Source organism: Rhizobium sp. 62_C5_N11_2 (assembly GCF_051811185.1).
GTDB classification, from domain to species: domain Bacteria; phylum Pseudomonadota; class Alphaproteobacteria; order Rhizobiales; family Rhizobiaceae; genus Rhizobium; species Rhizobium leguminosarum.
In genome coordinates this window covers 2,711,626-2,736,492 of sequence record NZ_JBPWPW010000001.1, presented here as the reverse complement: position 1 = coordinate 2,736,492, position 24,867 = coordinate 2,711,626, and the positions used below count along the sequence as shown (strand labels likewise).

At 61.9% G+C, this 24,867-nt stretch carries 25 protein-coding genes, 1 tRNA gene and 2 pseudogenes; 14 read left to right on the top strand and 14 right to left on the bottom strand.

All coding sequences use genetic code 11. The features are described 5' to 3' along the window. Positions 1 to 6: 6 nt before the first annotated feature. Complete coding sequence (ilvC, locus tag AB8B31_RS13825; RefSeq protein WP_026188461.1) at positions 7 to 1,026, top strand: ketol-acid reductoisomerase; 1,020 nt, start codon at positions 7 to 9, stop codon at positions 1,024 to 1,026. Positions 1,027 to 1,074: 48 nt separating this feature from the next. Here the strand turns inward: ilvC and AB8B31_RS13820 are convergent. The 5 genes and pseudogenes from AB8B31_RS13820 to AB8B31_RS13800 form a co-directional block, all read right to left on the bottom strand. Beyond that, positions 1,075 to 1,654, bottom strand: a pseudogene (locus AB8B31_RS13820) (class I SAM-dependent methyltransferase). Beyond that, positions 1,644 to 1,979 carry a type II toxin-antitoxin system RelE/ParE family toxin gene (locus AB8B31_RS13815; RefSeq protein ID WP_018242766.1) on the bottom strand — a complete coding sequence of 112 codons (336 nt, stop codon included), beginning with the start codon at positions 1,977 to 1,979 and terminating at the stop codon, positions 1,644 to 1,646. Before AB8B31_RS13815 ends, AB8B31_RS13820 begins: the two are co-directional and overlap by 11 nt. Then, positions 1,963 to 2,214 (bottom strand): ribbon-helix-helix domain-containing protein, encoded by a 252-nt coding sequence (locus tag AB8B31_RS13810; RefSeq protein WP_018242765.1) that lies wholly within the window; start codon positions 2,212 to 2,214, stop codon positions 1,963 to 1,965. The genes AB8B31_RS13815 and AB8B31_RS13810 overlap by 17 nt, the downstream gene beginning before the upstream one ends. 122 nt (positions 2,215 to 2,336) lie before the next feature. Next, positions 2,337 to 2,588 (bottom strand): annotated as a pseudogene (locus AB8B31_RS13805) (PIN domain-containing protein); the annotation flags it as partial. 101 nt (positions 2,589 to 2,689) lie between these two features. Beyond that, positions 2,690 to 3,790, bottom strand: a complete 1,101-nt coding sequence (locus AB8B31_RS13800) for a branched-chain amino acid aminotransferase (protein ID WP_047623369.1) — start codon at positions 3,788 to 3,790, stop codon at positions 2,690 to 2,692. 300 nt (positions 3,791 to 4,090) lie between these two features. Between AB8B31_RS13800 and AB8B31_RS13795 the strand changes: the two genes are divergently transcribed. Then, a complete protein-coding gene (locus tag AB8B31_RS13795; RefSeq protein WP_047623368.1) occupies positions 4,091 to 5,311 on the top strand; it encodes a PLP-dependent aminotransferase family protein in 1,221 nt (406 codons plus the stop codon). A 16-nt stretch (positions 5,312 to 5,327) separates the two neighbouring features. Here the strand turns inward: AB8B31_RS13795 and AB8B31_RS13790 are convergent, their stop codons facing one another. Both AB8B31_RS13790 and AB8B31_RS13785 read right to left on the bottom strand, forming a co-directional pair. Next, positions 5,328 to 6,371, bottom strand: coding sequence for a DUF2278 family protein (locus AB8B31_RS13790; RefSeq protein WP_018242759.1), 1,044 nt, complete (start codon positions 6,369 to 6,371; stop codon positions 5,328 to 5,330). Between the two features lie 101 nt (positions 6,372 to 6,472). Next, entirely contained in the window at positions 6,473 to 7,531 is a 1,059-nt protein-coding gene (locus AB8B31_RS13785) for an aldo/keto reductase (RefSeq protein WP_047623366.1), read from the bottom strand. Positions 7,532 to 7,832: 301 nt separating this feature from the next. On the opposite strand from AB8B31_RS13785, the gene AB8B31_RS13780 reads away from it, so the two are divergent. The 3 genes from AB8B31_RS13780 to AB8B31_RS13770 are packed head-to-tail and all read left to right on the top strand — an operon-like array spanning position 7,833 to position 11,549. After that, complete coding sequence (locus AB8B31_RS13780; protein WP_130652727.1) at positions 7,833 to 8,810, top strand: ABC transporter substrate-binding protein; 978 nt, start codon at positions 7,833 to 7,835, stop codon at positions 8,808 to 8,810. A gap of 7 nt (positions 8,811 to 8,817) precedes the next feature. Next, positions 8,818 to 10,512: an ABC transporter permease gene (locus AB8B31_RS13775; protein WP_130652726.1), complete on the top strand. Its 1,695-nt coding sequence runs from the start codon at positions 8,818 to 8,820 to the stop codon at positions 10,510 to 10,512. Then, a complete protein-coding gene (locus AB8B31_RS13770) occupies positions 10,500 to 11,549 on the top strand; it encodes an ABC transporter ATP-binding protein (protein ID WP_130652725.1) in 1,050 nt (349 codons plus the stop codon). The genes AB8B31_RS13775 and AB8B31_RS13770 overlap by 13 nt, the downstream gene beginning before the upstream one ends. 26 nt (positions 11,550 to 11,575) lie before the next feature. Here the strand turns inward: AB8B31_RS13770 and AB8B31_RS13765 are convergent, their stop codons facing one another. Beyond that, positions 11,576 to 11,938, bottom strand: a complete 363-nt coding sequence (locus AB8B31_RS13765) for a DUF4189 domain-containing protein (protein ID WP_018242754.1) — start codon at positions 11,936 to 11,938, stop codon at positions 11,576 to 11,578. Between the two features lie 198 nt (positions 11,939 to 12,136). On the opposite strand from AB8B31_RS13765, the gene AB8B31_RS13760 reads away from it, so the two are divergent. The 6 genes from AB8B31_RS13760 to AB8B31_RS13735 all read left to right on the top strand — a co-directional run bounded on the left by AB8B31_RS13760 (position 12,137) and on the right by AB8B31_RS13735 (position 16,342). Beyond that, positions 12,137 to 13,246 carry an endonuclease/exonuclease/phosphatase family protein gene (locus tag AB8B31_RS13760; RefSeq protein ID WP_047623362.1) on the top strand — a complete coding sequence of 370 codons (1,110 nt, stop codon included), beginning with the start codon at positions 12,137 to 12,139 and terminating at the stop codon, positions 13,244 to 13,246. Next, a complete protein-coding gene (locus AB8B31_RS13755; protein WP_130652724.1) occupies positions 13,243 to 14,016 on the top strand; it encodes an NUDIX hydrolase in 774 nt (257 codons plus the stop codon). The genes AB8B31_RS13760 and AB8B31_RS13755 overlap by 4 nt, the downstream gene beginning before the upstream one ends. 165 nt (positions 14,017 to 14,181) lie before the next feature. Continuing rightward, entirely contained in the window at positions 14,182 to 15,093 is a 912-nt protein-coding gene (locus AB8B31_RS13750) for a PhzF family phenazine biosynthesis protein (RefSeq protein WP_018242751.1), read from the top strand. Between the two features lie 243 nt (positions 15,094 to 15,336). After that, positions 15,337 to 15,412, top strand: a tRNA-Lys gene (locus tag AB8B31_RS13745). 154 nt (positions 15,413 to 15,566) lie between these two features. Further along, positions 15,567 to 15,863: a hypothetical protein gene (locus AB8B31_RS13740; protein ID WP_047623359.1), complete on the top strand. Its 297-nt coding sequence runs from the start codon at positions 15,567 to 15,569 to the stop codon at positions 15,861 to 15,863. A 176-nt stretch (positions 15,864 to 16,039) separates the two neighbouring features. Continuing rightward, positions 16,040 to 16,342 carry a hypothetical protein gene (locus tag AB8B31_RS13735; RefSeq protein WP_130652722.1) on the top strand — a complete coding sequence of 101 codons (303 nt, stop codon included), beginning with the start codon at positions 16,040 to 16,042 and terminating at the stop codon, positions 16,340 to 16,342. Positions 16,343 to 16,582: 240 nt separating this feature from the next. Here AB8B31_RS13735 and AB8B31_RS13730 read toward each other — a convergent pair whose 3' ends face one another. After that, a complete protein-coding gene (locus tag AB8B31_RS13730) occupies positions 16,583 to 16,891 on the bottom strand; it encodes a hypothetical protein (protein WP_080764175.1) in 309 nt (102 codons plus the stop codon). Positions 16,892 to 17,217: 326 nt separating this feature from the next. On the opposite strand from AB8B31_RS13730, the gene AB8B31_RS13725 reads away from it, so the two are divergent. Both AB8B31_RS13725 and chrA read left to right on the top strand, forming a co-directional pair. Further along, the gene (locus tag AB8B31_RS13725) at positions 17,218 to 18,033 is read left to right on the top strand and encodes a chromate resistance protein ChrB domain-containing protein (protein WP_130652721.1); all 816 of its coding nucleotides are present in this window, start codon (positions 17,218 to 17,220) and stop codon (positions 18,031 to 18,033) included. Between the two features lies 1 nt (position 18,034). Beyond that, the gene (gene chrA, locus AB8B31_RS13720) at positions 18,035 to 19,456 is read left to right on the top strand and encodes a chromate efflux transporter (RefSeq protein ID WP_130652720.1); all 1,422 of its coding nucleotides are present in this window, start codon (positions 18,035 to 18,037) and stop codon (positions 19,454 to 19,456) included. Here chrA and AB8B31_RS13715 read toward each other — a convergent pair. Beyond that, positions 19,453 to 20,784 carry a hemolysin family protein gene (locus tag AB8B31_RS13715; RefSeq protein WP_115157230.1) on the bottom strand — a complete coding sequence of 444 codons (1,332 nt, stop codon included), beginning with the start codon at positions 20,782 to 20,784 and terminating at the stop codon, positions 19,453 to 19,455. The two genes, chrA and AB8B31_RS13715, sit on opposite strands and share 4 nt — an antisense overlap. 222 nt (positions 20,785 to 21,006) lie before the next feature. Next, the gene (locus AB8B31_RS13710) at positions 21,007 to 21,390 is read right to left on the bottom strand and encodes a VOC family protein (protein WP_026188460.1); all 384 of its coding nucleotides are present in this window, start codon (positions 21,388 to 21,390) and stop codon (positions 21,007 to 21,009) included. 434 nt (positions 21,391 to 21,824) lie between these two features. Between AB8B31_RS13710 and AB8B31_RS13705 the strand changes: the two genes are divergently transcribed. After that, complete coding sequence (locus tag AB8B31_RS13705) at positions 21,825 to 22,136, top strand: RcnB family protein (RefSeq protein ID WP_112904010.1); 312 nt, start codon at positions 21,825 to 21,827, stop codon at positions 22,134 to 22,136. Positions 22,137 to 22,287: 151 nt separating this feature from the next. Here AB8B31_RS13705 and AB8B31_RS13700 read toward each other — a convergent pair whose 3' ends face one another. From AB8B31_RS13700 to AB8B31_RS13690, 3 genes are all read right to left on the bottom strand, one after another. Continuing rightward, positions 22,288 to 22,467, bottom strand: coding sequence for a hypothetical protein (locus AB8B31_RS13700; RefSeq protein ID WP_130652719.1), 180 nt, complete (start codon positions 22,465 to 22,467; stop codon positions 22,288 to 22,290). Then, positions 22,464 to 23,669: a zinc metallochaperone GTPase ZigA gene (zigA, locus tag AB8B31_RS13695; RefSeq protein ID WP_018242742.1), complete on the bottom strand. Its 1,206-nt coding sequence runs from the start codon at positions 23,667 to 23,669 to the stop codon at positions 22,464 to 22,466. Before zigA ends, AB8B31_RS13700 begins: the two co-directional genes overlap by 4 nt. A 139-nt stretch (positions 23,670 to 23,808) precedes the next feature. Then, positions 23,809 to 24,801: a zinc ABC transporter substrate-binding protein gene (locus AB8B31_RS13690; RefSeq protein ID WP_130652718.1), complete on the bottom strand. Its 993-nt coding sequence runs from the start codon at positions 24,799 to 24,801 to the stop codon at positions 23,809 to 23,811. Positions 24,802 to 24,867: the final 66 nt, after the last annotated feature.

The following is a 24,867-nucleotide window of genomic DNA, read 5'->3' as shown; positions in this document are numbered from 1 at the left end:
CTTCAAATGCGCGTCTATTACGATCGTGATGCCGATCTCAACCTCATCAAGTCCAAGAACGTCGTCATCGTCGGCTACGGCTCCCAGGGTCGCGCGCACGCGCTGAACCTCAAGGACAGCGGCCATGCAAACGTGGTCATCGCTCTCAAGGCCGGCTCGCCGACCATCAAGAAGGCAGAGGCCGACGGCTTCAAGGTCATGACCGTTGCCGACGCTGCCAAATGGGGTGACCTCCTGATGATGGCTACGCCTGACGAACTTCAGGCCGACATCTACAAGGCCGACATCGCCGGCAACATCCGCGACGGCGCTGCGATCGCTTTTGCACACGGCCTCAACGTTCATTTCGGCCTCATCGAGCCGAAGGCATCGCTCGACGTCGTCATGATCGCGCCGAAGGGTCCGGGCCATACGGTTCGCGGCGAATACCAGAAGGGCGGCGGCGTTCCCTGCCTCGTTGCCGTTCACCAGAACGCGTCCGGCAATGCGCTTGAACTGGCGCTCTCCTACGCCTGCGGCGTCGGCGGCGGTCGCTCGGGCATCATCGAAACCAACTTCCGCGAAGAATGCGAAACCGACCTCTTCGGCGAACAGGTCGTTCTCTGCGGCGGTCTGGTCGAGCTCATCCGCGCCGGTTTCGAAACGCTTGTTGAGGCCGGTTACGCGCCTGAGATGGCCTATTTCGAGTGCCTGCACGAAGTGAAGCTGATCGTCGACCTGATCTATGAAGGCGGTATCGCCAACATGAACTACTCGATCTCGAACACGGCCGAATGGGGCGAATACGTCTCCGGTCCGCGTATCATCACCGCCGAGACCAAGGCCGAGATGAAGCGCGTGCTCAAGGACATCCAGACCGGCAAGTTCACTTCCGATTGGATGCAGGAATACCGTGCCGGCGGCTCGCGCTTCAAGGGCATCCGCCGCATGAACGACAGCCACCAGATCGAGGAAGTCGGCGCCAAGCTGCGCGGCATGATGCCCTGGATCGGCAAGAACAAGTTGGTCGACAAGTCCGTCAACTAAGCGGTTTCAAGATTCTGCGGTTGGAGGCCGGGGCGAAAGCTCCGGCCTTTACCGTTCTGCGCTCACGGTCAGCCAGCGGGTCGGCTTGCCGTCATAGCCGCCGCCGTCGCTCTCGCTGATGGCGATGTTCCCCCAGCCGCCGTTCGTCAAAAGCTCCGACAGCCAAGGGATAGTTGTAATACCGCCCAAAGCCGTCATGGCCTTCCGCATCGCCTGCCTTGAAGGTCGCATGAATGATGCCGCCTGTCCTCAGGGCGCGCCGGGTGCGGGCGAAGACATCGGGCAACTCGGGCCTCGGGACGTGGAGAAGGCTTGCCTGCGCCCAGACGCCGTCGAAGGCGCTGTCGGCGTCGAGCTCTTGGAACAGCATGACCCTGACCGGTCTGCCGATCAGAACTTCCGCTTGTCTTGCAAGCTTGGCCGAGCCATCCGTCGGCATAACGTCGAAACCCTGCGACAGCATGTAGTCGCTGTCCTGCCCGCCGCCGCAGCCGAGTTCGAGGATTGCCGCACCGGGTGCAAGACCAGCGAGGAAGGCATCGAGCCGCTGCTTTGGCAGGCTGCGCGCCCGGTTGGCATACGTCTCGGCATTTTCCTCGTAGAAGGCGGAGGTGCAGTCAGGAGGCATGCTGTTCGGCCGATCGCGGGCGTCGGTTGGATTGAAGATGTTTTTCGGGAAGCCGGTCCGCGTCGATGATGTCAATGACGACAATCCCTTCCGATGCCACCCGGTAGAAGGCGACGTGGCGCATGTGGAGGAGCCGGCGAAGGCCAGCGCCGAGTTCGTCGCACTCTTCTCCCATGGAGGGAGCGTGGGAAAGAAGCACGAAAATCCTGTCCCAGTCGAGAAGATAGGCGTCTGCCTGCGCCTCGCCGAAGTTGAGGCAAGCATATTCGTCGATGCCTGATAGCACGGCGTCCGCGGTTCGGGTCAGCCTATAGGTTGTTGTCACGCAGCTTGGCCTTCGTTTCCGACAGGATGTCGGGAATGCGTCGATCGCTCGGGCCGCTTTCCTCAGCCTGCCTCAGGATGTTGCGCAGTTCTTCGTCGTCTAGTTTGTGATGGAGCTGATCCTTCAGAATGAGCTCCGCCAGGAATGCGCCGGCACTGCTGTATCTGCCGCTTGCGACACGATTTTCGACGTATTCCGCCAGATGATCCGGAAGCGAGATCGTCATTTTCGCCATTGGATTCGTGCCGCCCGCACATGCCGGTTTTCAGCCATTTCAGATGCCAGATTACCATTTTCCATGTTGTGATAGAAGCGTTGTGCTGCGCCGTCGAGGGCTTGGGTCACATGAGGATAAGTCTTTTTATCGATAGGGATGGCGCGTTCGAGATCCTTGAAATGGGCGTCGCACGGCAGGATATCGGCATCATGGCGTTCCGCGGTCGCATAAATGATCGCATCGGCAGTGGCGAATTTATGAGTTGCCGTTATTTCGGCAGCACGGCGGGCAAGTGTCGTGTCGAGCGAAACAACCATGCATATTGCGGTATAGGCGATGAAGCTGTCGACGGCTTCTTCGTCCTTTTCGCGTGCCAGCCATTTGGAAAGCTCGCGCGGAATATATCGCCAGCCCGACGACTTTGCGGGCGAGGCGGAGAGCGGCGCCCACCATGTGGGTGTTGACGCCGCCGTTCGCGTGGAACGTCTGGAGTTCAGGTCGGGATGAGGCGGGTCCAGCCGTGCTCATCGTTCGTTACGCCCTTCTGCAGACTGACGAGCTGCTGGCGCAGTTCGCTGGTCAACTTGCCGGTCTGTCCGTCTCCGACCAGAAACTCGCCGCCGGCATGTCGAACCAGGCCGATGCCCGCCAGGACTGCGGCAGTGCCGCAAGCGAAGGCTTCGACGAGCCTGCCACTGGCAGCGTCTTCTTGCCATTCCGCGAACGAGTAGGGGCGCTGCTCGACGCGCAAGCCCCTTTCTTCGGCGAGCACGATCACGGAGGCCCGGGTGATGCCCGGCAGGATCGTGCCGCCAAGGGGCGGGGTCACCACTGATCCATCGTTCATCACGAAGAAGACATTCATGCCGCCGAGTTCTTCGACCCAGCGATGCTCTGCGGCGTCCAGGAAGACGACCTGATCGCAACCCTTCTTCGACGCCTCGGCTTGCGCCACGAGGCTGGCTGCGTAGTTTCCGCCGCATTTTGCAGCGCCAGTGCCGCCGCTGGCCGCACGGGTGTATTCGGTCTCGACCCAAAGGGAGACGGCCTTCGCGCCACCCTTGAAGTAGGCGCCAACCGGAGAGGCGATGATGCAGAAGACATATTCCAGAGCCGGACGAACGCCGAGAAACGCCTCATTGGCGAACATGAAGGGGCGAAGGTACAGGCTGGCGTCGCCGGACGGAATCCAGGCCTTGTCAACGCGGACCAGTTCTTCGACCGCCTTCAGGAAGAGTTCTTCGGGCACAGGAGGCATCGCCATGCGGGTCGCCGACTGCGCGAAGCGGCGTGCGTTCTCTTCAGGCCGAAAGAGCAGGATCCGGCCATCATCCGCCTTGTAGGCTTTCATGCCCTCGAAGATTTCCTGAGCGTAGTGCAGCACGGCGCTCGCAGGATCGAGCTCCAGGGGGCGCCTCGGCGTAACCTTCGCATCGTGCCAGCCCTTGTCGGCAGTCCATCGTGCCAGGACCATATGATCCGTGAAGACCTTTCCGAAGCCGGGCGTCTCCAGTGCCTGGATGCGATCGGCGTCCGACACGGGAGACTTGTGGAGTTCGATTTTGATTTCAGGAGAGGCCGACGTTACGGTCATTGCTGGCACCTTGATAGTAAATTGAATAGTGGCGGCGACACTACCGCCGCCGAGCTGGTCTTGGAAAGGTCTGAATCAGCCGGTTTCGGCTTTGATCAGAGGAATAATCGCTTGATGTGGCTGACGTCGAGCAGCAAATTCGGGATCGAGCGCCGTCGCAAAGACGTTCGCTAATCTCGCACCAAGACTTTGGAATATAAGATTTCCAACTTGTCACCATAACAAGAAATTAGGTCAGCATTATTGACATAATTTCCACCGCATGGTTTGTCGACGGTATAGAAAATACGAGGAAACCCCATGCTGAACTGGGACACCATGTTTGCGTCGCGCTCGTCGCGCATGCGCGCATCCGAAATCCGTGAACTCCTGAAGCTTCTCGACAGGCCCGACATCATCTCTTTTGCCGGCGGCATTCCGGATCCGGCGCTCTTTCCGGATCGGGAGTTCAAGCAGGCCTATGCCGACATCTTCGACGGCGCCGCTGTCAATTCGGCGCTGCAATATTCGGTCAGCGAAGGCTACAAGCCGCTGCGCGAATGGCTGGTCGGGCAGATGGCCGCTCTCGGCATTCCCTGCGAGCTCGACAATGTTTTCATCGTCTCCGGTTCGCAGCAGGGCCTCGATTATCTCGGCAAGCTCTTCCTGTCACCAAACGACACCGCGCTCGTGACATGGCCGACTTATCTCGGCGCGCTGCAGGCCTTTAACGCCTATGAACCGGCCTACGACCAACTGACGCCGAACGGCAACCGGACGCCCGAGTCCTACCGCGCGGCCGCTTCCGCTGCCGGCGGCAAAGTGAAGTTCGCCTATCTCTCCGCCGACTTCTCCAATCCGACCGGCGAGACCGTCGATCTTGACGGCCGCAAGAAGGTCCTGGCACTGGCGGAAGATCTCGACATCGCCGTCATCGAGGATGCGGCCTACCAGTCGCTGCGTTACGACGGCGATCCGATCCCGCCGATCCTGGCGCTCGAAATCGCCGAGAAGGGCCATATCAACGATACGCGCACGATCTATTGCGGCAGCTTCTCGAAGACGCTGGCGCCCGGCCTTCGCGTCGGCTTCATCGTCGCCAACGCGCCCGTCATCCGCAAGCTGGTGCTGATGAAGCAGGCGGCCGACCTGCATTCTTCGACGATCAACCAAATGGCGATATCAGATGTCGCCGAGCGCGCCTTCGATGCGCAGGTCGCCAAGATCAAAACCGCCTACAGTCAACGCCGCGACTGCATGCTGGCCGCGCTCGAAAAATACATGCCTGAAGGCATCAGCTGGACGAAGCCGGAAGGCGGCATGTTCATCTGGATCACGCTGCCGGAGGGCATGGACGGCGCCAAACTGCTGGCGAAATCACTCGAAACCGCCAAAGTCGCCTTCGTGCCCGGCAAGGCTTTCTTCGCCGATGGTTCCGGCGCCAACACCTTCCGCGTCAGCTTCTCCTGCGCCAACGAGCAGATGATCGAGGACGGCATCGGCCGCCTCGGCGCGCTGATCTCGGCCGAAATCGGCGGCTGATCCAGGCTGGCGCCGATCAGAAGATCGTCGTCCAGCCTTCGTTCGCCGTCTCGCTCTTGCCGTAGCCGACCCGGTCGGCCACGGCACCGTCGGCATTGCGCAGGATGATGTCGCCGCCCCTGTTGGCAAGCTGCGGGCCGCCGGCTGCGGCATCGAGCGCTATGGTGCGTAGCTCGCCCGCGCTCAACGACCCCGATAGCGTCTGGGTCCTGCCGTTTTCGTCCTCCAGCTTCCAGCCGTCGAGCGACGCCTGCATGTCGGAGCGGTTGATGATCGTCACCGTTTCGGCCTCGGTGCCGCCTTCACCGTTCACCGGGTTGATCAGCGCGGCGACGATGCGCAGCGACGAGGCGACGATCGGCTGCGGCCGGCGTGTGCCTTCGCCGCGGCCCTGGCCGCCGCGACTGTCGGAAACCGGATGGCCGGTCGCCGCATCGGTGTTCCAGTTCTGCGACTGGAAGCAGAGGAAGATCGCCGCCCATTCGTCGGTATCGTTGAAATGGACGAGCAGGGCGCCGTCCTGGTTCGGCCCGTTGGTGGCCTTGAAGCTGCCGCCGTCGCCCTGGTTCATGTGGATGTCGTGGATGCCGTTGCCCGGCTCGAAACGGAAATATTGGTCCGGCTTGTTGTTCTCAGGACCCCAGGCTTCGCCGAAGGCGTAGAAATGCACGTCGGAATCGGCAATGCCTTCCTGGACGATCGGCTCGATGAAGTCACGCAGGTCGTTCTTCGGCCCGGAGAGCTGGAAGGGCGCGACATTCATGTCCTCGCGCTCGATCAACCCGCCGCGGACATAATCGATGGCGAGCTCCGGACGGTCGTTGCGGATGTCGGTCAGGCCCATCGGCAGCGCTTCGAGTGCCTCCGTCAGCGACGAATGCTTGAAGTCGACGATATTGGCGTAGAGCAGGTCGTGCGGCGATTCCTTGGAGCGGACGTTGAGCGCGATACGGTAGCTGATGCCGTTCGCCTCGATGCGGATTTCGATATGGGGATCGTTGTCGTCGTCGAGGGCAAGGGCGCTCGCCGTACCCTTCAGGACCTTGTAATTCTTCAGCATGGAGAACCTCGCAGCGGGTGGCGGGGTTTCAGGATAACACGGCGAAAGTGCATCTTTTGTGACGTCTGCCTTTCGCCGTGCAATGCTTGATCCATGATCGGCTATTGCTGGAGATGCGGACCGAAAAGCTCGAGATCGGCTTCACCAAGCCGGTCGCTAACTGTGTTCAGCTGGTGCCAATAGGGATAGATCACCGGCGGCAGGCTGACCGCGTCGAGGCGCTTGCGCTCCTCGTCCGTCAGTTTCAGCTCGGCGGCGGCGATGTTGTCGCGGAACTGGGCTTCGGTGCGGCCACCGATGATGACCGAGGTGACCGCCTTGCGGCCGATCAGCCAGGCGAGCGCCACCTGGGCGGCCGAGACACCGCGCTCTTCGCCGATCGCGACCAGTGTCTCGACGATGTTCCAGAGGCGGTTCTCATCACGGATCGGCGGTTCGGTCCAACCGGCGAACTGACGCGTGCCTTCTGGCGCTGCCTGGTTGCGGCGATGCTTGCCGGACAGCAGGCCGCCGGCGAGCGGGCTCCAGACCAGCACGCCGAGGCCTTGGTCGATCGAGATCGGCAGCAACTCGTATTCGGCGTCGCGGGCTTCCAGCGTATAGTGGATCTGTTGGCTGACGAAGCGCTGGTACCTGTGCTCTTTGGCGATGCCGAGCGCCTTCATAATGTGCCAGCCGGAATAGTTCGAGCAGCCAACGTAACGCACCTTGCCCTGCCTGATCAGGGTGTCGAGCGCTTCCATCGTCTCTTCCAGAGGCGTCTGGCCGTCCCATTCATGCACCTGGTAAAGGTCGATGACATCGGTCTTCAGGCGTTTGAGGCTCGCTTCGCATTCGCGGATGAGGTGGTAGCGCGACAGGCCCTGGTCGTTCGGGCCGTCGCCCATGCCGAAGCGGGCCTTGGTGGCGAGCAGCACGCCCTGCGGCCTCTTGCCGGAGAGCACATCGCCGATGATGTTTTCGCATTCGCCTGCTGAATAGGCATTGGCGGTGTCGATCAGGTTGATGCCGGCATCGATGCATATATCGATCATCTTGCGGGCCTCGGAGACACCGAGGTCGCCGACGGTCTTCGCCCAGCCGACGCCTCCGAAGGTCATCGTGCCCATGGTCAAAGTCGAAATCTTCAGGCCGGAACGGCCGAGCAGACGATATTCCATTGAAATTCCTCCTTCATCGAAACGTGAGTGACGTAGCGCAACGCCCGGCAATGGCAAATCGCCGGGTGTTCACGCCTGTGTGAGATCGCTTGCGCGCGAGGATACCAGATGATCGCCTCTTTCACAGGGTTGAAGACAACGCCGGCGAGATTGCGGGAAAGGCGATCGCCCCGATTGTCGGCAAAGCCGGTAGAGATCAAGGAGGGTTGTGAAACCGGAGCCTGGTGGGCTGCGGCGCACTGTCACATCTCTGTCAACGACCCCTAATAAGGGAGGGGTATCGAAATCGAGGATCCTTCCCATGAAAACGATCGTTTCCGCCGCAGCACTTGTCGCTGCGAGCCTCCTTGCCATTCCGGCTTCGGCCGCAAACCTCGTTCTCTATACCAGCCAGCCGAACGAGGACGCGCAGGCGACGGTCGACGGCTTCATGACCGCCAATCCCGATATCAAGGTCGACTGGGTACGCGACGGCACGCCGAAGATCATGGCGAAGCTCCAGGCCGAGATTCAGGCCGGCAACCCGGTCGCCGACGTCCTCCTCATCGCCGACGTGGTGACGCTGGAGCGCCTCAAGGAAGACGGCAAGCTCCTGGCCTACAAGTCGCCAGAAGCTGCCCAATACGACGCCGCCCTTTATGACACCGACGGCTATTACTACTCGACCAAGCTGATCACCACCGGCATCATGTATAACACCTCGGCCGCGATGAAGCCTGCGAGCTGGAAGGACCTGACGAAGCCGGAAGCCAAGGGCCTCGTCACCATGCCGAGCCCGCTTGCCTCGGGTGCGGCCCTGATCCACGCCCAGACGCTTGCCGCCGTTCCCGGCCTCGGTTGGGACTTCTACAAGTCGCTTGCCGAAAACGGTGCGATCGCGGCCGGCGGCAACGGCGCCGTGCTGAAGTCCGTCGCCTCGGGCGAAAAGGCCTACGGTATGGTCGTCGACTACCTGCCGATCCGCGAGAAGGCCAAGGGCGCGCCGGTCGAATTCGTGTTCCCGAGCGAAGGCGTTTCGGCCGTCACCGAGCCGGTCGGTATCCTTGCCAGCACGAAGAACGCCGATGCCGCCAAGAAATTCGTCGATTACGTGCTCTCCGAAAAGGGCCAGGAAGGCTTCCTGAAGCTCGGCTACATCCCAGCCCGCAACGGCATGAAGCTGCCGGAAGGCTTCCCCGCGCGCGACACCATCAAGGTCCTGCCGATCAAGGCCGCAGACGCTCTGAAGAATACCGATCAGGATCTCAAGACCTTCTCGGGCATCTACGGCTCGAACTGATCCTTTCATGCACGGATATATCAAAACCGGAAACAGCCAGCCCGCCTGGCTGTTTCCTTTTGTCGTCATCGTCGTCCTGATCCTCAGCGTGCTGCCGCTCGCCCGCCTCGCCATGGTCGGGATAGCGGCCTTTGCCGATGGCGGCGTGATGACGGTTCTCGGCGAAGCCTCGCTATGGTCGATGACCTATTACACGGTCGTCACCGCCATTCTGGGCACGGTGATCTCGCTTGTTATCGGCTGCCTCTTCGCCTTCCTGCTGACGCTGACCGATATCCGCGCCAAGGGGCTGCTCAGCTTCTTCTTCGTGCTGCCGATGATGATCCCGCCGCAGGTGACGGCGCTTGCCTGGGTGCAGATGTCAGGCCCCTCCAGCCCGCTGTTGAAGGCGCTGCATATCGCCCCGCCGCTCGGCTCGCCGCAGCCGCTCTATTCGGTGGGTGGCATCGCGCTGCTTTATGGCGTGCAGCATGCGCCGCTGGTCTACCTGGCGCTTCGGGCCGGGCTGATGACGCTGCCCCGCGACGGCGTCGAGGCAGCACGGCTTTCCGGCGCCTCCAGCTTGCGAGTGTTCCGCGATATCATTCTGCCGCTGTCGCTGCCCGGCATCATCGCGGGAGCGGCGATCTCCTTCGTCTCCTGCACCGGCAATTTCGGTATTCCCGCCATTCTCGGCATTCCGGCCTCGATCTTCACGCTGCCGACGTTGATCTTCACCAAGTTTTCCGCCTTCACCAGCCGTACCTTCGGCGACGTCGCCGTGCTCTCGGCGATCATCGCCGTCATCTCGGTCGTCGGGCTGATGATCCAGGACCGGGCGCTGCGCGGCCGTGACTACCGCGTCATCGGGTTATCCGGGGCGAGTGCTGCCTTCGAACTCGGCATCTGGCGGTTTGCCTTCACGCCGCTCGTCTGGGTGATCCTGTTTTTCATGCTGGCCGCGCCGTTCTTCGCGCTCCTTGCCGGTGCGCTGGTGCCGGCCTATGGCGTGCCGCTCACCTTCAAGACGATGTCGCTGCATGCTTTTGAGGAGATCCTGTTCCGACAGGCGGTGACGCGCACGGCCTTTATCAATTCGCTGTCGCTTGCCGGTGCCACTGCGCTTTGTCTCCTTGTGGTGACGGTGCTTGCAGCCTATGCGCTGACGCGGCGCAAGGATGTGGTTTCCCGTATCGTTTCCAGCCTGATCGAAATACCCTATTCGCTGCCCGGCATCGTCATGGCCGTTTCCTTCATCCTGGTGTTCGCTGCACCCATCCCGATCCTGCACGTCTCGCTTTACGGCACGATCTGGATCATCCTGATCGCCTATTTCTCATCGTTCTTCGCCGTCAGCCTGAAGCCGGTGGTCAGCGCCTTCCATCAGCTCGATCCGGCGCTCGAGGAGGCGGCGCGGCTTTCCGGCGCCGGCTTTTTCCGCCGGCTTGCCGATATCATCGTGCCGCTGATTGCGCCGGCCGCCGGCGCCTCGGTCATCCTGGTCTTCCTGATCGCCTGCAACGAGCTGACGATCTCGGCGCTGCTCTGGTCGGCCGGCACCCAGACGCTCGGCGTCGCCATCTACAATCTCGACGACAGCGGCAGTTCCGACCTTGCGTCGGCGCTCTCGGTGCTCGTCGTCCTCATGGTCGTCGTGCTGATGCTGCTGCTTGAGCTTCTGGCCAAACGACTGCCGAAAGGAGTGGTCCCGTGGCGAGGCTGATCCTCAACCAGCTCGGCAAGGATTTTGGCAGCGGGCGGGCCGCCGTCAGCGGCTTTTCGCTCGAGGTGCGCGAGGGCGGCTTCCTCGCGCTGCTCGGGCCTTCCGGCTGCGGCAAGACGACGGTGCTGCGCATGATCGCCGGTTTCGAGACGCCGAGCGATGGCTCGATCCATCTCGGCGAGCGGTTGCTTGCCGATGCCGCGCAGTCGGTGCCACCGGAAAAGCGCAACATGGCGATGGTCTTTCAGTCCTATGCGCTGTGGCCGCATATGAGTGTCGCCGACAATGTCGGCTACCCCCTCAAGGTGCGCGGCATCTCGGGCGAGGTCTACCGGGCGAAGGTGCGCGACGCGCTCGGCACGGTGCGGCTTGCCGATTATGCCGAACGGCGGCCGGCCGATCTCTCCGGCGGTCAACGTCAGCGCGTGGCGCTCGCCCGCTGCCTGGTGACATCGCCCGACGTGGTGCTGCTCGACGAGCCGCTTGCCAATCTCGACCGGCACCTGAAACAGGAGATGGAGGAAACCTTCCGCGAATTCCACCAGCGCTCGGGCGCGACGATGATCTACGTCACCCATGACCAGAGCGAGGCGATGGCGCTTGCGACCGACGTAGCCGTCATGTCGGAGGGTCGGCTGCTGCAAGTGGCCCCGCCCGCTGAAATCTATGCCCGGCCGGAAGGCCGCGTCGTTGGCGGGCTGATCGGGCGAGGCGCGATCGTGACGCTGCCTCGTCCCTTCGGCGATGCCAGGGCGCTCGACTGGCCTGCGCTGGAGCCGATATTTGCTGCTGCTGCCGGGGCAGCCAGTGGCGACAGGGTGGATGTCCTCGTCCGGCCGGAGGATGTCGTCTCCGGCGAGAATATCGCCGCCGGCGAGGGGATCGCGGCGACGGTCGAGTCCGTTCTCTTCGAGGGTGAGCGTTACGCGCTGAAGCTGGTCCTCGCCGATAGTCAGGTGCTGCGGGCCTATACCCGCTTTCCCGTCCGAACGGGTGACAGCCTCCGGCTATCGGTGCGCGCGGCGTGGCGGCTTTGAGGCGCCGCACTCAACCAGAATCATTCCTACTCCGAACATTGCCAGCGGATGACGCGGCAGCTGCCGGTTTGTTTTCGGCAGCTGCGGATTGCCTGACGCTGGGCCTCACGGTTGTCGTAACCCCAGCCGGAGCCCCAGCCGCCGCGATGGCCGACGGCCACCGCGCCGCAGGCATTGCGGAACCAGATGGCGATCCGGCAGTCATTGGCGCTGCTGTCGCAATTGCGCCGGGCAACGATTTCGGCGTCGCCGCGATTGTCATGGGCATAGGACCAGCCGAGAGCGCCTGTTGATGGCGAATAGGCGATGGCACCGTAGCTGTCGGCAAGTGCCGGGCCGGCGCCGGCGAGGACGGTCAGAATCGCCAGCGATGCAGAAATCCGTTTCATGAAATGCCTCCCGCCGGAACTGGTGAATGTCGTCCGGGACGAATTATTCGGGGCTTGCGGGAGAATGTCAGCGGCCTAAGTCACAGGCAATCGCGTCCGGGGCTGCAAGAGGGGTGGTTGTCCGCATATTTCTTGGCCTCGCCATCTTTTCCTGCGGCTTCTGCTGGTTAAGGTACTCCCCGCAACCGGATCCTTCCCATGTCGCTTCGCCTCGCCACCTTCAATGTCGAAAATCTCCTGACCCGTTTCGATTTCACCGGCTTTCGCAACCAGCTGCGCCAGGACCGCGTCATCAAGCTTTTCCAGGTGTCGAGCGAGGGCGTCTATCAGCAGCTCGAGCAGGCCCGCGTGATCGCGGCGACCGACGACACGCGGCAGATGACGGCGCTTGCGATTGCCGACGCGGATGCCGATATCCTCTGCCTGCAGGAAATCGACAACATGGCCGCCCTTCAGGCTTTCGAATACGGCTATCTCTTCCGGATGGTCGGAAATGGTTACCGGCAGAAATACCTTGTCGAAGGCAATGACAGCCGTGGCATCGATGTTGCCGTCCTGATGCGCGAGGAAACGCGCGACGGCCAGAAGATCGAGCTCAGGGACATCAAAAGCCATGCGATGACGACCTATCGCGATCTCGATCTTTTCGACGAGGAGCTGGCGCTCACCAACCGTATCGACGACAAGATCTTCAAACGCGATTGCCTGGAGCTCGATCTTCTGATCGGCGGCCGGCCGTTTTCGCTCTACGTCGTGCATTTCAAGTCCATGGGCAATCCGCGCGACGGACTGGACGGGCGGCAATCGACCATGCCGATCCGCCGCGCCGAGGCGCGCGCCGTTCGCCGCATCATCGAGGACCGCTTCGGGGCAGATCAAGCCGGCACGAAGAGCTTCGCTATCTGTGGCGACATGAACGATTATCAGGAGCGCGTCGATGTCATCGGCCGCCGGGGCGCTGGCTATCGTTTCGAGCATCAGGATGAGGCCGAAAGCGCACTCGACGTTTTCAGCCGCGATGGCTTTGCCGAAAATGTGATGCGGCGTCGCACCGCCCTCGACCGCTGGACGCTCTATCACGCACGCGGGCCGCAGGAGCAGTGGCTCTGCCAACTCGATTATCTCTGGCTCTCGCCAGCACTCGCCGCCCACAATGTCGGCCGCCTGCCGGAAATCATCCGCAGTGGCCAGCCTTACCGCACCATCTTCCCGCCGGGGCAGGAGGTGGAGCGTTATCCGCGTACCGGCTGGGACAGGCCGAAGGCGTCCGATCACTGCCCCGTCGTCATGACACTGGATCTCCCATGAATGCGAATTTGAACGCGAATTTCAACAACAGCAATATATCCGATGATTTCGCCGGCTGGCCGCCGGAGGCGACGGTCTTCCCGATTGCCGGGGTGGATCTGCGCATCCTGCCCGGCCCCCATCCTTTGGTCGCCGCCGAGGAAGCAGCGATCCGCGAGAACTGGGCGCGGGAGACCGCCGCCAATCCGGCGCTGTTCGACGGGCGCATGGTGTTTCAGCAGCGGCTCTCGCTCAGTGAAAACGGGATTGCGGGCGAGGGCCATGTCATTCCCTTTTCCGCCTTCATGTGGTGGCGCCGACAGCCGCAGCGTCAGGGCGGCGTTCACATCTTCGCCTATCCGGTGCTCGAAACCTCGGACGGCGCGCTGGTGGCGATCCGTATGGGCGCCCATACCGCCAATCCCGGCCAGGTCTATTTCGCCGCCGGCTCGCTGGAGCCGGAGGATATCGTCGACGGGCGTTGCGACATCGAGGCGAACATGCGCCGCGAGGTCCATGAAGAAACCGGATTGGATCTTGGCCGTTCGGTGGCGGGGCAAGGGCTCTTTGCCAGTCATTCCAACCGAACGGTGACGGTGTTGCGGCTCTTCCGTTTCGATATGACGGCGGACGAGATGGTCGAACGGATCGAAAGCCACATGCTCGTCGCCGAGGATAAGGAGATCGCGGGTGCAGCGGCGATCCGCTCGGCCGATCACTCGGCGCACCCCTATAATATCGCCATGCTGCCCGTGATCGACTGGTATTTCGGCAAGGTCGAGCGGAGTTGATCTATGCCGCCTAAAGCCGTGTAGCGTTTTGGGATAACGACATGCATCACGTAAAGATCGAAAGCGCGACATGTGAATCCGGTTGGCGTGACGCGTTTTAGCGCCTTGCACTCGCTCGTCCGGTCGGGCAGGTTGGCGGCGCGATGACGATTCAGGGAGGCCGATGTGGCGCGAAGCTACAGCGTCTATGACGTGTTCACCGATCGAAAGCTTGCGGGCAACCCGCTGGCGGTGATCTTCGACGGAGACGATCTCAGCGACGAGGCAATGCAGGCGATCACCCGGGAGATCAATCTCTCGGAGACGGTCTTCGTGCAGCCTTCAACCAACCCCGCCTATGCGGCGCGTCTGAGGATATTCACGCCTGGGCGCGAGCTGCCGTTTGCCGGCCATCCCACGGTCGGCACGGCGGTGGCGCTGGCCGAACGGGCGCACGGTGCCGCGACGCGCGATCTCGTCACGGTGCTCGAGGAAAATGTCGGGCCGGTGCGTTGCGCGGTGCGGCTGAGGGAGGGCGAGGCGAGCTTTGCCGAATTCGACCTGCCGCGCAAATCGCAGCCCGCCGTCATGCCGCTCGACAAGCTCGGCATCGCCGATGCGCTATCGCTGAAGGTGACCGAGATCGGCTTCGAAAATCACGTCCCGTCGATCTGGAGCGCCGGCGTTCCCTTCCTGCTCATTCCGGTGCACGATGTCGGAGCCACGCAGCGGGTGGAATTCGATCCGCAACTCTGGGAAAAGATCGTGCCCTTCGTCGATGGCGCTCTTGCCTCGGCTTATGTGTACTGCCGCGGCGGCGTCAACCACGTGGCAAAGTTCCATGCGCGCATGTTCGCAAGCGGCATGGGCATCGTCGAAGATCCGGCCACCGGCTCGGCGGCGGCCGCACTCTCCGGCGCGATCCACCATTTCGACCGGCTGACGGACGGGCATCACCCGATCATGATCGAGCAGGGCGTAGAGATGGGCCGGCCGTCCTTCATCCACCTGCATATCGATGTCGACGGCGGAGCGATCTCCAACGCGCGGATCGGCGGCCAGGCAGTGCGGCTGGCCAGCGGCACGCTCGACCTTTGATTTCACCAGACCGCCGCGCGTGCGATAGGCCGCGCGTCCGACAGGACGCGCTTAGGACGCTCTATCACTTTGAATCGGCGCATAATCCTTTCCGAAAATGGATTCGGATTTTCGGGGTTGTGCGCCGCATTTCAGCCATGCCGAAAAATCTTCGCGATTAACCAAAGAAATTTCGCCTATGCGCTGGACAAGCCGGCCGATCCTGTTTATACGCCCCGTCACACCGCGCAGCCAAGCGCGAACGGGTGATTAGCTCAGTTGGTAGAGCAGCTGACTCTTAATCAGCGGGTCGTAGGTTCGAGCCCTACATCACCCACCAAATCTCTTGAAAAGATTGACATATTTGAACACAGACCGGATTTTCCGGTCTGTGGGAAACTGTCGCGAAGCAAGCGGCATGGTTCGCGTTATCCGCAGGACTGGCCGCGTCGATCCGCGCGCCCTATCTCCCTCTCGCGTATCAGGAGGGGTCCATGAGAAGCGTTGTTTTTGCCGTCGCATTGTCTCTGCCGTTGCCTGCCTTTGCCGCAGGCGCAATGGAGGTCAAAGCGGGCGATCATAGCTGCGGCGAGCTCGCGCAGATCATTCGTCAGAATAAAAAGGTCTTTGTCCGCGTCGGCTTCGGCGGTCGCAGCTTCCGCTATCCGCCGGCCCAATGCAGCATGGGCGAAAAACGCACCACGACCAGTTTTCGCGATGCCGAGGGAAAGCAGTGCATGCTCGATTATGCCTGCGTTTTTGACCCTGCGTCGCCTTATAATTTTCCCTAGCGCATCGTGCTTTGTGCGTCCGAAAGGACGCACGGGGTTCTCGGCGCTTCCGGTTGAGACGGGGAGCGAGCGGGAAGTGCATGCGGCTGTGCCCAGGCGTACAGTTCGGAGGGTTTCTGGACTGGCGGCATGGGGTGCGATGCCCTAACTTCGCTCTCTCACATTCAGGAGTTTCCATGAAAAGCGTTGTTCTGGCCGTCGCAGTGTTGTTTCCGTCCGCAGCTCTTGCCGTCGAGGCGGTGGAGGTCAATGCCAGGGATCACAGTTGCGAAGAGCTTGCGCAGATCATCCGCAAGGACAAGGCGGTTTTTGTGCGGATGGGCTTTGGCGGCCGCAGCTTCCGTTATCCGCCGGCCAGGTGCAATCTCGGCGACAAGTACGACACCGCACGGGTGAGGGATGCCAATGGCAAGCTTTGCCTCCTCGACTACGAGTGCGTGTACGATCCGCAGTCCTTCTATAACAGGATTCCCAAATAATATCCCGATCCAGGCGTTGCCAAAGCGCTGTTCGGCATGGATGACGAGGACAAGAAAAAAGGCCGGGCGAAATTCGCACGACCTTCCTCGACCGGTCTCGATAACGACTGCCAGTACCTCCGTGGTCAGCCGTCAGAGACAGATTCAATATCCCTTAAATAGGGTTTGCTTAAACATCTTCAAGAGCTCGCAGCAGAAAGGAAGCCGGCATATGGCCGGCTTCTTTCGGCCGAGCAGGCGTTACTGCTGGGCCGGGGCAGCCGGCGGAGTGGCCGGTGCTGGTGCCGGTGCGGGCGTTGCGCTGTTGTCGGTCGGAGCGATCGGCTTGGCCGGCGCCGGCTCGGATTGGGTCGTGGAGGCTGTCGTGTCCGGCGATGTGCCGGGGGTGCTCCACTGCGAATAGGCGAATGCAGCGACAGCGATCACGGCCAATGCAGCGACCCAGACAACCCACGTGTTAGTGCTGCGCGCGCTCGGCGTGGTGCGCAGATCGAGATTTGGGTTCAGTGGGCGGTTGGGATCGTTGGCATTATTGGGGTCGTACGTCATGGTACTTTCTCCTCTTTCGGTGAAACAATAATGGCGGAGCTGGCTTTTTGTTCCATATGGGTGCAGGGAAGCGGTTGTTATCAGGGATTTCCGGGCTGCTACCGGCCAGAATCGGCAGCCAATGCCGCTCGGCTTCCCGAGGCGAAGGGCCTCCACGGAAGTTCATTTCGTCTCGAAACGAACATTGTGCGTGCCGGTTCGATGCAAGCGCGCTTGACACGCCGGGGTCTGTTTGCGCATGATTTCTGCATGGGGTCGCGATCACCCCACGAGGCGTCATGCTGAAGAATCGCGTCCAGTAAAACCGATCAACGGAGGGACGCGTCATGCCGTCATTTCTCGAAATTTCTCCCGACAAGCTGAGCCGCCTCATCGGAACCCCCGGTGCGCCCTGCATTATCGACGTTCGCACTGAGGAGGACTTCGCGCTCGATCCGCGATTGGTGCCGGGCTCGATCCGGCGCGCTCATGCCGACGTCGCGTCCTGGTGTGGCGGCGTCGATGCCGAAGCCGTCGTCGTGGTGTGCCAGAGAGGCGGCAAGCTCAGTCATGGTGTTGCCGCCTATCTCCGCCATGCCGGGATTGACGCGGAAAGCCTCGAAGGTGGCTTCGAGGCGTGGATCGCAGGCGGACCGGCCGTGCCCGATGCAAAGCTGCCGCAGCGCGACGCTGAAGAGCGCACCGTCTGGGTGACGCGGGCGCGGCCGAAAATCGATCGCATCGCCTGTCCCTGGCTGATCCGGCGCTTCGTCGATCCGAACGCCGTGTTCCTGTTCGTGCCTGCGCCCGAGGTTTTGGCCGTCGGCGAGCGCTTCGGGGCGACGCCCTTCGATATCGAAGACGTGTTCTGGAGTCATCGCGGCGAATTCTGCACTTTCGACGTCATGATCGAAGAGTTCGGACTGGCGTCGGAACCGCTTCTGCGCCTGGCGCGGATCGTCAGGGCGGCAGATACAGCGAGGCTCGACCTCGCGCCTGAGGCGGCGGGCCTGCTTGCGGCATCGCTCGGCCTCTCCAGGATGTATTCCGACGATCTGGAGCAACTCGAGGCTGGGATGCTTCTCTACGACGCTTTTTTCCGCTGGTGCCGCGATGCGACCGAGGAAACCCACAATTGGCCCGCGCCAAAGAAGAGGGTGTGAGATGGTCGAGATGACGGATAGTGCTCCCGGCGGCAAAATGGCGGAGGAAGACGCGGGAGAGGGGCATCACCACGGCGTTTCGTTTGGCGAGGCCTTCAGGGTGTGGCTGCGCGTCGCCGCCCTGAGTTTTGGCGGCCCCGCCGGCCAGATTGCCGTCATGCACCGGATCATCGTCGATGAGAAGCGATGGATCGGTGAGCACCGTTTTCTGCATGCGCTGAACTATTGCATGCTGCTTCCCGGACCGGAGGCGCAGCAGCTCGCCATCTATATCGGTTGGCTGATGCATCGAACAGTGGGCGGTCTCGTCGCCGGCCTGCTGTTCGTGTTGCCAGGCTTCCTGTCGATCCTCTGTCTCAGCTATATCTACGCGGCCTACGGCAACGTCGGCATCGTCGCCGGCCTCTTCTTCGGGCTGAAGGCGGCAGTGCTTGCTGTCGTCGCGCAGGCCGTCATCCGCATCGGCGGCCGTGCGCTCAAGAATCGCGTCATGGTCGGCATCGCGGCCGCGGCCTTCATCGCCATCTTCTTTCTCCATGTCCCGTTCCCGCTGATCGTGCTCGCGGCCGCCATTGCGGGCTTCCTCGGCGGCAGGTTCGGGCTTGCCGCCTTCCAGACGGGCGGCGGCCACAAGGCCGGGAGCGGCCCGGTGCTGTCGGATGCCGAGTCGGCGCTCGGCGAAGGCATACCGGCGCATGCGCGGCCGAATCTCGCCTGGTCGCTGCGTATGTCGGCCGTGCTGATCGCCCTTTGGCTAGCTCCACTTGCAGCGCTCTACGTAACCTTCGGTGCTGACAATGTCTTTACCGAGATCGGCCTGTTCTTCAGCAAGATGGCGGTCGTCACCTTCGGCGGGGCCTATGCCGTACTTGCCTATGTCGCGCAGGAGGCTGTGCAGCATTTCGGCTGGCTGAAACCCGGCGAGATGCTGGATGGTCTCGGCATGGCCGAGACGACGCCGGGGCCGCTGATCATGGTCGTCCAGTTCGTCGGCTTCATGGGCGCCTACCGGGATCCGGGAGCGCTGAACCCGATGCTTGCGGCAACCCTTGCGGCGATACTGACGAGCTGGGTCACCTTCGTGCCCTGTTTCCTCTGGATCTTCCTCGGCGCGCCGTTCATCGAAAAACTGCGCGGCAACATTGCGCTCGCCGGCGCGATGTCGGCCATAACCGCGGCGGTAGTCGGGGTCATCCTCAACCTCGCTATCTGGTTTGCCCTGCACACGCTGTTTGCCGAGGTTGCCACCGTCCGCCTTGGCGGCTTGCGGCTCGATATTCCCGTGCTGCAATCGGCCGTGCCGGCGGCAATGGCGCTGTCTGCCGCCGCCGCCGTCGCGATCTTCCGCTTCAAGGCTTCCGTGATCGCGACGCTGCTAGCCTGCGCAGCCGCAGGGATGATCTGGACGCTGGCAGTCGGCTAGGCCTCTGTCCCATCCGCGGGAATGCGCGTCGCGAGCATCTTGTCGATGCGCATGCCGTCCATGTCGAGCACCTCGAAGCGCCAATTGTCGAAGACGAAGGTTTCGCCGGCTTCGGGGATGTGCTGGAGCTGATGCAGCGCGAAGCCCGCCAGCGTATGGAAATCGGCATCCGGACGATCGCGCAGGCCCAGCCGTTCGAAGGCGTCGAAGGCCGGCATCATCGCATCGATCAGGAGCGACCCGTCTTCCCTGACGACGATATCGGGCTCTTCATTGGATCCCGGCAGATCGCCGGCGATGGCTTCGAGCAGGTCGGTCTGGGTGACGATGCCTTCGAGGCTGCCATATTCGTCGATGACGATGGCGAGGCGAACGGGTGAGGCCTTGAAACTGTCGAGCACGCGGACGACCGAGGTGCCCTCATGCAGCACCAGCGGCTGCTTGATCACCTCCATCGGCCGGACCTTGCCGCCGTCGAGAACCTGGTCGAGAAGGTCCTTCTTCAACACCATGCCGATCGGCTCGTCGATCGAGCCGCGGGCGACCAGCAATTGCTCGTGGCTGCATTCGCGGATGGTCTTCAGGATCTCGGTCTCGCTGTCGTCGGCATCAAACCATTCGATATCGAGACGCGGGGTCATGATGTCGGAGATCGGCCTGTCGCCGATGTTGAACACCCGCTCGACGAGCTGCTGCTGCACCTGGTTGAGAAGGCCGGCCTCCTGGCTCTCGGCGACCAGCAGCTTGAGCTCCTGCGGCGAATGAAACGACGATTCGCCGGTTCCGGCGCGGAGACCCACACCCCGCAGCACGAGGTTGCCCATGCCGTTCAGGGCAAAGATTGCCGGCTTGAACAGCACCAGGAAGAACCCGAGCGGACGCACCACGGCAAGCGAGGTGGCTTCGCTGCGCTGAAGCGCCAGGCTTTTCGGCGCGAGCTCGCCGAGCACGATGTGCAGCGCCGTGATGATGACGAAGGCAATGACGATGGCGACGGTATGCGCGCCTGTTGTCGCCCATTGCCCCGGCAGCCAGGACAGCAGAGGCTCGATAAGGTGGGCAAGCGCCGGTTCGCCGACCCAGCCGAGGGCGAGCGACGAGATGGTTATGCCGAGCTGGGTGGCTGCAAGGTTGGCGTCGAGATTGTCGACGGCGCGCTGAAGTGCGGAGGCATTCATCCGGCCTGCCGCGGCAAGTTCGGTAACACGGCTGCGTCTCACAGATACCAGCGCGAATTCGGCGGCGACGAAGAAGCCATTGGCGGCCACGAGAAGTAACACGGCTAGTATCCCGACATAGTCGAAGAGCCCGCCCGCGGATTCGGACATATTTCCCTACCTCTGAATTGATGCGAGTCCGACCCTACACGCTCGCACACCGGTGGCAAGGCGCAGCTGGTATTCTCGCGGCGGAGCCCGCCGTGATCGAGATCAAGGCACCGGTCTGCGGATGCGGAGCGCAGTTGTGTCGCGCACCGCATGATCGGGCTTATGCGCGTTGATGTGGAGCGCAAAAATGTGTGGCAAACGACGTGACCGGCGTCGCGCCATTCATCGCTTGGGCGCCTCGAAGAGCTCGATCGGGTTTCCGGCCGGATCGTCGAGCAGGATTTGCTTGCCGCCTATGCCCTGCACGATCTCGTTGCGGAAACGCGCGCCGGCCTGACGCAGCGCGACGACGTCTGCTTCCAAATCCTTGACCTCGATCTGGATGCGATTCCAACCGCCGGGCTCCGGCTTTCTCCCATCTGGCATTGCTTGAGATGCTCCGCCGGGTCCCGTCATGCCGCTGACGAACAGACGAAAACCGTCCCTGGTCAGGATGGCGAAACTCGGCGCGGGACGAAGTGCGACGGAGAAGCCGAGATGTCTCGTGTAGAATTCCACTGCGGCGTCGACGTCGTCGACGATGTAGCGCATGCTGATACCGGGCATGTTTTCCTCCATTGTGGTCTTCGTTGTCTTGATCTGATCGTCCCTTCGCGGGGCGCATCCAGAACTCTCCTGTTCCTAGGATGTGTCGCTTCGAAACTCGATTATGCGCCCGTTTCAAGTTTTTTATGTATCTCGTTATGCCAAATCGCTGAGCACCTTTGGGCGAGACTAGATTGAATGGAGAGCATGCCGCCTGCCGCAGGGCAACCCTCCACGACCGCGCCTTCTAGGCAATGAGCACAGAGGCCGAAGGGCTTCAGGAACGAAGCCAGCCGGCCGCGCTAAAACCCCGATCACCGTGTATAAGCTTAATCTAAAACATAAGCTTCGACCCGTAGCTATTGGATTCCATTACAAAAGTTTAATTTTTATTTCAGTTTCAGTTCATCTTTTCGGCCCTAGTTTGGTCACGTGCCCAACACGAGGAACCCCACATGAAAAAGATTTTTGCAGCTCTTCTTTCCGCCTCCTTCCTTCTTTCTCCGATGGTTGTTTCCCAGGCCAGCGCCGACGATCATCGCCGTCCCCCCGTCGTCGTGCAGAAGAAGGTGGTCGTCCGGTCGCATTGGAAGAAGGGATACCGCGTCAATGCCAGCGAACGTCGCCGGTTCTCCGATGTCAACGACTACCGCCGCTACCGGCTGGCGCCTCCGCCCCGCGGTTATCGCTGGGTGCGGGCCGATAATGACTACCTGCTGATCGGCGTCACCAGCGGCATCATCTCCAGCATTATTGCCGGCCGCTGATCGGTCGACAAATGAGGAAAGGGCGGCTTCGGCCGCCTTTTTGACTCTGGGAGGGCGCGTAGCCGTTTCGCGCCCTTCCTCCTCCTTCATTCCTGTGACGAGTATAGGAATGAAAGGGAGGGGGAAGGGCCGGCGGCGGTTATGAACTGATTTAGGATTGCCTGCGTGAAGGCATGACCCGTTCAGCAATGACGCCGAGAAAACCTCTTGGTCTTCCGACTTCAGCGTCGGTGTCCTGCCCGTGCGTCAGCGGATGAAGCCCTTCGATCGGCGGTAGCGGCTCGCATTCGGTGCAGACGCAGAGATAGCGTTTGATTGCCTTCGCCTTCATGCCGCCTGCCGGTTCCAGCTGGCGAAAGGATCGGGCAGGTCGCGCCAGCGCTCGGGCGCGAAGGCATCTGTCCTGATAAGACAGGCGTCGAGTTGCTTCCTGATCCAGGTTTCGTCCATCGGATCGGCGCCGATGAAGACGATTTCCTGGCGGCGGTCGCCCCAGACGGGGTCGAGATAGGGGCCGATGGCGCGCATGAAGGCCGGTTCCTCAGGCCATTGTTCGCGCGGCACTGCCGCCCACCAGAGGCCCATCTTGCCGGTGCGCACGATCGCGCCCGCCTGGCTGATCTCGCCGACATGGTGCGGGCGCGTCGCCAGCCAGAAGAAGCCCTTGGCGCGCACGACGCCCGGCCATACGCTATCGAGGAAGGCCTGCAGCTTTGCCGGATGGAAGGGCCGCTTCTCGCGATAGACGAAGGAGCGAATGCCATATTCCTCGGTCTCCGGCACGTGATCGCGGAAACCGTGCAGTTCCTTGTACCAGAGCGGATGGGTCTCGGCCTTGTCGATATCGAAGCGGCCAGTGCCGAGCACGTCTTTCAAGGCGACCTTGCCGAAATCCACCTCGATCAGCCGTGCATCCGGGTTGAGGCCGGTGACGATCTTGCGCGCGGCGTCGCGCTCCTCCTTGGCTGCCGTGCCGATCTTGTTCAGCACCACGACATCGGCGAATTCGATCTGCTCGACCAGCAGGTCGACGATGGTTCTGTTGTCGCCATCGCCTGCCGTTTCACCGCGGTCGGCGAGGAAATCGGCCGAGGCATAATCGGCAAGCAGATTGGCGGCGTCGACGACGGTCACCATGGTGTCGAGCCTTGCGACGTCAGAAAGGCTTTGGCCATTCTCGTCGCGAAATTCGAAGGTGGTGGCGACGGGCAGGGGCTCGGCGATACCGGTCGATTCGATCAAGAGGTAATCGAAGCGGTCCTGATCGGCGAGGTGGCGCACCTCCTTCAGCAGGTCGTCGCGCAGCGTGCAGCAGATGCAGCCATTGGTCATCTCGATGAGCTGCTCCTCGGTGCGGGAGAGATTGGCGCCGCCGTCGCGTACCAGGGCGGCATCGATATTCACCTCGCTCATGTCGTTGACGATGACCGCGACGCGTAAGCCTTCGCGATTGGTCAATACATGGTTGAGCAGCGTCGTCTTGCCGGCGCCGAGGAAGCCTGAAAGCACCGTGACGGGAAGTCTGTTGTCCATGGGAACCTCATAAGATCATAGTTAATGTTATATCATTACATCTGACGCGCCAAAAAAAGGCGGAACGGGGTTGTCCGCCTTTTTCCGGTCTCTCCTGAGCGTCGCGTGTCCGGCAGGACGCGCGGAGCGCGCATGAGAGTCATGTGCTGGAGAGGCAGTCCTTCATGCTGTCGGCGATGCCGCGCATGAGGGTGAAGTAAAGATCGGGGCCGGCCTTCAGTGTTGCCGCTTCGGGATCGAGCACGCCTGACTTGGCGCGCGTGCCTTCGATGACCACATTGACGAGGCGAGGCTCGAACTGCGGCTCGGCAAAGACGCAGGTGGCGCCGAGTTCACCGACCTTGTGGCGGATTTCCGAAACACGCTCGGCACCGGGAATGGTTTCGGGGCTGACGGTGATCGAGCCGGCGACGCGGATGCCATACCGGTGCTCGAAATACTGGTAGGCGTCATGGAAGACGATGAAGGGCTTGCCCTTGACGGGAGCGACGATACCCTTGATCTCGGCGTCGAGCGCATCCAGCCTGTCGTTTAGCGCCTTGGCGTTGCCCTGATAGGTCAGTGCATTGGCGGGATCGGCGGCAACCAGTGTCGTGGTGATCAGCGCCGCCATTGCCTTTGCATTCATCGGGTCGAGCCAGAGATGTGTGTCGAAGGCGTCGTGGTCGTGGTCAGCCTCGGCGTGATCGTGTTCGTGCTCCGGGGCGTCATCATGCGGCTCGAAGGCGCCGCCTTCGCGGAACGGCAGCTTGACGAGGCCGGGGGCATTGTCGAGTTCGGCGATGCTGGCATCCCGACCCAGCGCCTGCAGCGGCTTTTCGAGAAAGGCCTCGAGGCCGGGACCGACCCAGAAAATCACCCTGGCATCCTGCAGGGCGCGGGCGTTGGACGGCTTGAGATTGTAGGTATGCGGGGAAGCGGCGCCGTCGACGATCAGCTTCGGTTCGCCGACACCCTGCATGATCGCCGAAACCAGCGAATGGATCGGTTTGATCGAGGTGACGACGACAGGCGCATCGGCTGCGCGCATAGTGCTGCCGAAGAGGAGGACGGGGATCGCCAGGGCCGGGATTGCGAGGGTGGGCATTCTGAGGGCCAAAATTTTAAGGGCAGGCCCGAAGGCGCGTTTCATCAACATGCTCCGCTTGAATTGCAACTGTTATGTTATTACATCAATTGCGTTATGCTATAACGTGTG